The 6,192-nt window shown below is 53.0% G+C and carries 6 protein-coding genes and 1 other annotated feature; all 6 genes read right to left on the reverse strand.

Going from position 1 to position 6,192, the window contains the following annotated elements; genetic code table 11:
- Positions 1 to 14 precede the first annotated feature (14 nt).
- Positions 15 to 755, reverse strand: coding sequence for an ABC transporter ATP-binding protein (locus Pmgp_RS14810; RefSeq protein ID WP_134214753.1), 741 nt, complete (start codon positions 753 to 755; stop codon positions 15 to 17).
- On the reverse strand, positions 748 to 1,515 hold the full coding sequence (locus tag Pmgp_RS19815; RefSeq protein WP_192902948.1) for an ABC transporter ATP-binding protein: 768 nt from the start codon (positions 1,513 to 1,515) through the stop codon (positions 748 to 750). Before Pmgp_RS19815 ends, Pmgp_RS14810 begins: the two co-directional genes overlap by 8 nt.
- Positions 1,516 to 2,487, reverse strand: coding sequence for a branched-chain amino acid ABC transporter permease (locus tag Pmgp_RS19820; RefSeq protein WP_192902949.1), 972 nt, complete (start codon positions 2,485 to 2,487; stop codon positions 1,516 to 1,518).
- A 184-nt stretch (positions 2,488 to 2,671) separates the two neighbouring features.
- Positions 2,672 to 3,550 (reverse strand): branched-chain amino acid ABC transporter permease, encoded by an 879-nt coding sequence (locus tag Pmgp_RS14820; RefSeq protein ID WP_134214754.1) that lies wholly within the window; start codon positions 3,548 to 3,550, stop codon positions 2,672 to 2,674.
- A 22-nt stretch (positions 3,551 to 3,572) separates the two neighbouring features.
- Positions 3,573 to 4,757 carry an ABC transporter substrate-binding protein gene (locus Pmgp_RS14825; protein ID WP_427910041.1) on the reverse strand — a complete coding sequence of 395 codons (1,185 nt, stop codon included), beginning with the start codon at positions 4,755 to 4,757 and terminating at the stop codon, positions 3,573 to 3,575.
- Between the two features lie 257 nt (positions 4,758 to 5,014).
- Positions 5,015 to 5,278: a binding site (T-box leader), on the reverse strand.
- Positions 5,279 to 5,378: 100 nt separating this feature from the next.
- Positions 5,379 to 5,993, reverse strand: coding sequence for a LysE family translocator (locus Pmgp_RS14830; protein WP_134214756.1), 615 nt, complete (start codon positions 5,991 to 5,993; stop codon positions 5,379 to 5,381).
- Positions 5,994 to 6,192: the final 199 nt, after the last annotated feature.

A 6,192-nucleotide genomic window follows, 5' to 3' on the forward strand; every position in this document is an offset into this window, starting at 1 on the left:
CTCATCCTCCTGTCTTAAAGCGCCGCCGCAGGCCGCACGACTCTCGTGCGGCCCAGGTAGGCCTGCTGTACCCTGGTATCCCCCATCATTTCCCGCGAACAGCCGCTCAAAACTATGCTGCCGCGTTCCATTACCAGGGCGCGGTCAGCCACTTTAAGAGCCGCGGCTGTATTCTGTTCCACTAGAATAATCGTCACCCCGGTCTTTTTTAATTCAGCCAGGGTGGACATGATTTCACGCACTACCAGAGGCGCCAGTCCAACTGATGGTTCGTCGAGAAGAAGCAGCTTGGGGCGAGCCATCAGCCCGCGCCCGATCGCCAGCATCTGCTGCAGCCCGCCGCTCAATGTTCCGGCAGGATGGTTTTCCCTGCCCCTGAGTGCCGGAAACAGATTCAGTATATTCTCCACGTCTATTATAACCTCATTCTTTTTGGAACGGTAGCGGTGATATGCTCCTAATAAAAGATTGTCCATAACAGTTAGGGAATTAAAAATTTCCCTGCGCTCAGGCACGAGACTGATACCCTCTTTTACCATGTAATGCGGGGACTTACCTGAAAGAGATCTCCCGTCCAGCAGGATGTCTCCTTTTTTGATCTTATAAAGTCCCGCCAGCGCGCCGAGCAGGGTGCTTTTCCCGGCGCCGTTTGATCCAAGCACCGCCAGCGTCTCCCCCTCGGAAACCTGCAGCGACAGGCCCCGTAGCGCCTGAACCCACCCGTGGCATACCTCCAGACCTTTTATTTCAAGCAACCTGATCATCCTCCCCAAGGTAAGCTTTGATCACTTTCGGGTCTGCCTGAATCACTTCCGGTGTTCCCTCACCGATTGACTCGCCAAAATTCAGGACCATTATACGGTCGGCCACTTCCATCACTGTTTCCATATCGTGTTCGACCAGCACCATGGACTTGCCCTGCTCGCGCAGGTGCTTCAAATATCCGGCCAATATCTTTGTTTCAGCGCTGTTCAGCCCGGCTGCCGGCTCATCCAGCAGCACCAGGCGCGGGTTGGAGGCCATGGAGCGGGCTATTTCGAGGAGCCGCTGCTGCCCAAAGGGAAGAGCTGCCGCATACAGTCCGGCCTGGTCTTCCAGCCCTACCTCTTTTAATAGTTTTAGAGCGTCCCGCTCAATCATTTTATTTTCAGCAACAGAACCGGGCCAGCGGGCAAGTGATTTTAAAAACCCGGTTTTCCCTTTCAGGTGGGCTCCGGCCATCACATTTTCCAATACCGACATCCTGCCGAAAAGCTGGAGGTTTTGAAAGGTCCTGGTTAAACCCATGGCGGCTATACGGTGGGGTTTCATCCCTGCCAGCGGCCTCCCCATGAAAACCATGGTACCCGTGTCCGGAGCCAGCACTCCGGTAATCAGGTTAAAAACCGTGGTTTTACCAGCCCCGTTGGGGCCGATCAGGGCAAATATTTCACCCTCCCTGACATTAAAGCTGACATCTTTTACAGCCGCCACCCCGCCAAAGTGTTTGGTTAAAGCGTTGATTTCCAAAAGCATCTATTGGACCTCCTCCACTCTGGGTTTTTTGAAAAGATCGGTGATCGCTCCCAAACCCTCAGGTTTAATAACCATTATAAGCATTAGGATAATTCCAAAGAAGATAATCTGGTACTCCCCTCCAGCCCCGGGTATCACCAGCGGAATTGCCCAGCGCAGAACTTCTCCCAGGGCAACCACCAGGCCGGCACCCAGGAGGGGACCCCAGAATGTGCCCAGGCCGCCCACCACCGCCATCAGCACAAACTGGACGGAGGTATGGAAGCCAAAGGGGGACGGGCTTACAAATGTTACATAAAAAGCATACAGCCCCCCGGCTAAACCGGCTAAAACCGCGCTGAAAACAAATGCCTGCAGTTTTAAGCCGGCGGTATCGATACCGGATGTTTCAGAGGCATGCTCGCTTTCTCTTATAGCCCTCATCGCCCTGCCCATACGTGAGTGGATCAGGTTGTGCACGGCCAGTGACACCAGGAGCACTGTCACCCAGACCAGGTAATAGAACTTAATATCCCGGTCAAAGACAAGTCCTCCGATAGACAGATAAGGGATGCCGGTCATTCCGGAAGGCCCTCCGGTTATCCCTTTTAATTCGTTAAAGAGGATGTGGACCAGAATACCGAAAGCCAGAGTAGCCAGGGCCAGGTATAATTCTCTGAGTTTTAGTGTGGGCCCGCCGATGATCGCCGCCACAAGCCCGGGCAGTATTAAAGAAGCGATGAGGGCGGGTATGGTTGGCCAGTGGCAGGCGGTGGTAAGAACGGCAACAGTATAGCTTCCCATTCCGAAAAAAGCAGCGTGCCCGAATGATACCTGACCGGCGTAGCCCATGAGGATGCCCAATCCGATTACAATTATTGTATAAAGACCAATTACAATGAGCACCCCCAGCAGGTAATTGCTCTTTATGAATAATGGCAGCAATGCAAACGCCAGGATCAGAATGCCCCATAAGGCAATTTTTTTGTTCATAATGAAAGTCTCCCTTATTGCTAGTCAGTATCGTCATTATTGGGGACATATCTCCTGCCTCAGAGGAATGACATTGAAATATGTCCCCTTTCCTGTGTAGGGCGGGATAAATCCCGCCAATCATGTGCGGCTGAAGCCGCACCTACAGCTCTCACGTCTCACTTCTCATTTCCCACGTCCCACATCACACTTTGCGGCCGCTGGCTGCCAGCAGGCCTTCCGGCCTCAGCATCAGCATAGCCAGCAGCACAACCAGCGCCACCGCGTCTTTTAAGCCGGACGACACCAGGCCGGCGCTGTAAACTTCCAGAATGCCCAGGATAAAGCCGCCCAGAACAGCGCCGCGAATATTATGCATACCGCCGATGGCGGCGGCCACAAAACCTTTAACACCCAGCATAAACCCCATATCATACGTGGCCAGGGTCACCGGTGTGATGAAGATGCCCGCCGCCGCGCCTATGGCGCCGCTGCCGGCGAAAGCCATAAGCGACATGGCGCCTGGATTAATCCCAACCAGCAGGGCAGCGGTACGGTTGATCACGCATGCCCGCACCGCTTTCCCCGTATAAGTCAGTTCAAAAAATATATTCAGGACAGCCATGGTAACCGCCGCCATGCCCAGTATCCACAGAGTCTGCAGGTTGACAGACGCCCCTCCCACCAGCAGCGGCCCGCCGCTGGAGAAAGCCGGCAGGGAAACAGGGTCGGTGCCCCAGAGCAGTAGGGCCAACCCGCGCAGGGAAATCGAAAGGCCTACAGTAATGATGATTAAGGTCAGGGCGCTGGACTCGCGGGCCGGGTAAATAGCCGCACGCTCGACCAGCGCGCCGAGTGCTGCAATCAGGGCAACTGAAACCAGGAAGGCCGCCGCCAGGGGCAGGCCGGCCGTGTAAAGGCTCGCGGCCAGCAGGGCTCCCAGCGCCACAAACTCTCCCTGGGCAAGATTGAGAACGCCCGTGATATTGAAAGTTGTTACCAGGGCCAGGGCGATCAGGGAGTAAATGCTGCCCAGGGTCAACCCTGAAAATAGAAGCTGCAGGAGCTGGGAGGATAAATCCAACTTGTTCACCTCATAACATAATTTATTTCAGAAGTTTCCACTTACCGTTCTCAATCTGGACCATGACCATGGAATCTTCATTCAAACCATTATGGTCGCTTGCCGACATGTTGAATACACCGGAAACACCGCTGAAACCCTGGGTTTTTTCCAGCACGTCACGGATGGCCGCCCGGTCCGCCCCGGCTTTTTCAAGAGCGTTCACCAGCAGGTAGAACCCATCCCAGGCGTAGCCGCCGAAAGAGTTGGGCGGTGAATTGTATTTCTTGCTGTACTCCTCAATGTAAGTGTTTAAGACTTTCTTCTGCGGGTCGCTGTCCGGGATCTGATCCGCCACAATCAGCTTGCCGATGGGCAGGATTACGCCGTCCGCAGCTCCCTGGGCCAGGTCGATGAAGTTCTGGTTGCCGACACCGTGGCTGTGCAGAAGAGGTATCCCCATGTTCAGGTCCTTGAAGTTCCTGGTTATAATCGAGGCTGACGGGGGAATGGCCCATACTACCGCTGCCTGCGCCCCGCTGGTTTTAACCCTGGTCAGCTGCGGGGTCATATCCTTGTCTGTGGCCTCGAATTTTTCCTCGGCCACTATCTCCACACCGCCAGCCTGCGCTGCGGCGGTAAAAGCAATCCTGCCGCCGTCCCCATACGCGTTGTTCATATACAGAAACGCCACGTTGGTCAGACCTTTTTCTTTCAGGTAGCTCATCAGCTTGTTAATGGTTACAATATCGCTCTGGGCGGTTTTAAACACCCACTGCCTTTCCTGGACCGGCTCCACGATTTTGCTGGAGGCTGCGAGGGATATCATCGGCACTTTTTCTTTTTGCACCGTGTCAATCATCGACATTGACGTGCCGCTGGCACTGCATCCCAGAACAGCCAGAACTTTCTCCTGGTCGATCAGTTTTTTGACCGCCAGTACAGCTTCAGTTTCATCGCTCTTGTTGTCAAGAATGGTTAATACCAGCGGGTGGCCGTTGATCCCGCCTGCCGCGTTTACCTTGTCGGCCAGCATCTGGAGTGTGTTTTTCTCGGGTACGCCCAGTGACGAGGAGGACCCGCTGATATCAATTACCGCGCCGATCTTGTAAGGCTCCTTGCCGGCGCTGGTTTTAGTAGCTTCCTTACTTCCCGCGCAGCCGCTCAAAAGCAAACCTGCCGCAATTATAACGGTTATAATACCGGTTAAAATTCTCTTTTTTTTCAACACTTTTTCCTCCTTGATTCTATATAATGATGGATCCGGCAGACAAATGCCGTTTTTATTCAAGCAAGTAAAGAAAGCTGCTCACCTCCAGCGCTGTAAAATCTTCCGCTCCTGAAAATAAAAAACCCGCAGCCTTCGCGAGGACGAAAGCTGCGGACTTCCGCGGTACCACCCCGGTTGGTTAACTGAATAACCCACTTGTAAAGGTACGGGAATCCCCTCCCTGCAGGTGATGCCAAATAAAAATGCTTTTCGCCTCAAGGGACGAAAAGCTGGTTTCGCGGTACCACCCTAATTGGCTCATTTAATGAGCCCACTTGCGGCAGGGTACGGGAAAAATTCCTTATACCCCCTTCCTTTTAACGGCGGAAGACTCCGGCCGGGCCTACTTTCCTCAGCAGTTTCAGCCCGGAAACTCGGTGGAGAACTTCAACGGATCATGCTGTAAAAGCGCTTCCAGTCACGGCGCCTTCTCCCTGAAAAGCTGTATTCCGCCTACTTTTCCACTTCATCGCTTCTCTTGATTAATTTGCTTTGTTTCATATGATACAGGGGCCGGCAGGATAAGTCAAGAAGAAAATGTCAGACGGCCTGTCCTTTTTTTGGGAAGGGAGGACCGGGTCAGACCAGCTTTATGAGAATCAGAAATCCAAACAGGGCGATAAAAATACCCGAAAGCCTGCTTAGCCACCTGATGCTCTGGCTGTTGAATTTTTTTTGAAACAAACTGGCAATACTGCTTAAAACAAACCACCACAGGCTGGAACCTGCCAGTATTCCCGCCACTAAAACCGCAGCGGGAAAATCAGCGCCGTCCGGGCCAATGACACCGAAGCCGGCAAAAGCCGCAGCAAAGGCAATAATTATCAAGGGATTTGAGAGGTTCAACAAAAAAGTGGTGGCGTAAGCGCTCAAAAGGCTCTTGCCTCCCGGCGCCGGCACTTTTTCTTTAGGCTTGGCCAAATAAGACCTGATCCCTATAAATAAGAGCAGGATGCCCCCGCCCAGGCGCAGCCATACTTCCTCCCGCACAAAAAAGCTGTTGATATAACTTATGCCAAAGGCCGTGACATAGGCAAAAAAAGCGTCGCAGGTAGCCGCGCCCAAACCCGATATGAACCCGGCGGCCCGGCTTTTTAAAATGCTTCGCCTGATGCATAAGAGGTTTACCGGCCCCACAGGTACGGAAAGAAGAAATCCAATAATAGCTGTTTTGGTGAAAAGGATGTAATTCACAGCAGCTTCCCCGCTTGACTCATATAAATATTAGATCCTACAAGCTAAATAATCCACATTACTTATTATTTACATAAAAACCTCCATCTCGCGCCGCCGGTGCGGGCGACACAAATAGTAATGAAAACGGGTGCGCACCCCCCCCTGGTTGCTGTACAATTTGTCTGAGGAGAAGACACACTACAAAGCACGGTGAGGC

This window comes from Pelotomaculum propionicicum, from assembly GCF_004369225.1.
GTDB classification, from domain to species: domain Bacteria; phylum Bacillota; class Desulfotomaculia; order Desulfotomaculales; family Pelotomaculaceae; genus Pelotomaculum_B; species Pelotomaculum_B propionicicum.

What these genes read in the sequence shown, in the direction of transcription:
- Pmgp_RS19815 (WP_192902948.1), bottom strand. Translation starts at nt 1,515, where the DNA reads ATGCTTTTGGAAATCAACGCTTTAACCAAACACTTTGGCGGGGTGGCG.
- Pmgp_RS19820 (WP_192902949.1), bottom strand. Translation starts at nt 2,487, where the DNA reads ATGAACAAAAAAATTGCCTTATGGGGCATTCTGATCCTGGCGTTTGCA.